At 36.1% G+C, this 1,776-nt stretch carries 3 protein-coding genes; all 3 read left to right on the top strand.

Annotated elements, in window-relative coordinates; genetic code table 11:
* On the top strand, nucleotides 1-465 hold a 465-nt coding region (locus ACNKXV_RS07855; RefSeq protein WP_417907162.1), incomplete at its 5' end, for a cupin domain-containing protein.
* A 167-nt stretch (nucleotides 466-632) separates the two neighbouring features.
* Nucleotides 633-1,091 carry a universal stress protein gene (locus ACNKXV_RS07850; protein ID WP_417907161.1) on the top strand — a complete coding sequence of 153 codons (459 nt, stop codon included), beginning with the start codon at nucleotides 633-635 and terminating at the stop codon, nucleotides 1,089-1,091.
* A gap of 108 nt (nucleotides 1,092-1,199) precedes the next feature.
* Nucleotides 1,200-1,403 (top strand): dodecin family protein, encoded by a 204-nt coding sequence (locus tag ACNKXV_RS07845; protein WP_417907160.1) that lies wholly within the window; start codon nucleotides 1,200-1,202, stop codon nucleotides 1,401-1,403.
* Nucleotides 1,404-1,776 lie beyond the last annotated feature (373 nt).

Genomic DNA, 1,776 nt, shown 5'->3' with positions numbered 1-1,776 from the left:
TCCTTTAGAGCCCAAATCCACCACCTGATTCTAGTTTTACTGTTTCTTATAGGAACCTCCGGAATTAGTCAGAATATGCAAACGGCAGATCAATCTGTAGCCATGGATCTTAATAAAGATGAAATGCAGTGGGGCGGATGCCCAGATTTTATGCCTTCGAGCTGCAATATATCTGTATTACATGGAGATCCGGCAGCAGAAAATTCAGATATCTTATTTAAAATTCCTGCGAATACTGAAATTCCTGAGCATTGGCATAATTCCGCTGAACGCATGATGATGGTTAGCGGTAGCATGAGTGTCACTTATGAAGGAGAGGCTACAAAAATTTTAAAGCCAGGTACCTATGCCTATGGACCTGCACGAAAGGCTCACAAAGCGAAATGTCTGGATTCCGGGCCCTGTGTGCTTTTTATTGCTTTTGAAGGATCTGTAGATGCATTTCCCGGGAAGAAGGGTAAATAGCTTTTGCAGCAGTTTTATACGTGGATTCTATTTTAACTGTATGGCAACGGCATACTTCCAAAAATTAGGAAGAAGTTTTTAAAGGAGTATTTGATTACTTTTTGAACTAGTATCTTATAATACAGGTTTATCTCTTTTTAATTAACTTAGGAAATAAATGCAAATTGATGAAGAAAGTTTTAATTGGAATAGATTATAATCCACGATCTGAGAAAGTAGCCATTGAGGGACATAAACTTGCGAAACAATTAGGCGCAGAAGTTTGTCTTATTCATGTGATGGCAGATGTAAGTTACTACGGAGTTAATTATCCAAGTTTTATGGGTTTTGAAACTCAAAGTGAAATGCAGGTCGATTTAAATGTAATTGCTGAATTAAGGGAAGTAGCCAAAAAATATATCGCCAGAGCTGCAGAACATTTGAATGATCCCACGGTTACCACACATATGGCAGAAGGAACCACTTCCGGAGCGATATTGGATTATGCTGAAAAATGGGGAGCAGATATGATCGTGCTTGGAACGCATAGCCATTCAGTTTTAGAAAAGGTAATTATGGGAACCACTGCCGGAAGGATATTGGAAAAATCCAAGATCCCCGTTCATTTTATTCCGGTGAAAAATTAAGGCTTCTCTAAGGACTTTTTTTAATCTTCTGTTAATCCTTTTTCCAGCCTGTTCTTATTTTTTAACTTGAAATCACATTATTAATTAACCATTTAAAAATAACAGATTATGGGAATTGTAAAAGTTATAGAAGTTATAGCAACTTCAAACCAGAGTTTTGATGATGCAGTGAGAAATGCAGTAAAGGAAGCATCCAAAACAGTAAAAAATATTAAATCTGTATATGTAAAGGAGATGAAAGCAAGTGTAGATGGAGATGCAATTACTTCATATGCAGTGAATGCAAAGATCTCTTTTGAAATAGGATCCTGATAAATTAAAAAATCCAGCCAGGGAAATTATTCTCCGGCTGGGTTCTTAATTTAAAGATCCTGACTGAATGAAATACTTGAAGAATTCCCCTTATTGATACAAGGGAAGGTTTAAACTTCCAACCGGGTAAATAAGGTGAGATAAAATATCTTAGCAAGTCTAAAGGAGAAAGCTTTTATTATCGGATTCCTATGCCTATCTTTACCAAAATTTTGGTGCTGGTCAAAAACGACCAATGCTCTCTCTGAATAAAACCTTCAAAAGATAATCTTACCCATTAAATTTTCCTGGTATTCGTTTAGTTGGATCATAGCATCGAATTTTAAATGAATATTAATTAAATTATAGTGAATGGCAAGATCCGGACAAACCC

The organism is Christiangramia aquimixticola, assembly GCF_048285835.1.
GTDB lineage: Bacteria > Bacteroidota > Bacteroidia > Flavobacteriales > Flavobacteriaceae > Christiangramia > Christiangramia aquimixticola.
Note: the sequence above shows the minus strand (reverse complement) of the source record. Positions and strands in the feature narration are given on the sequence as shown.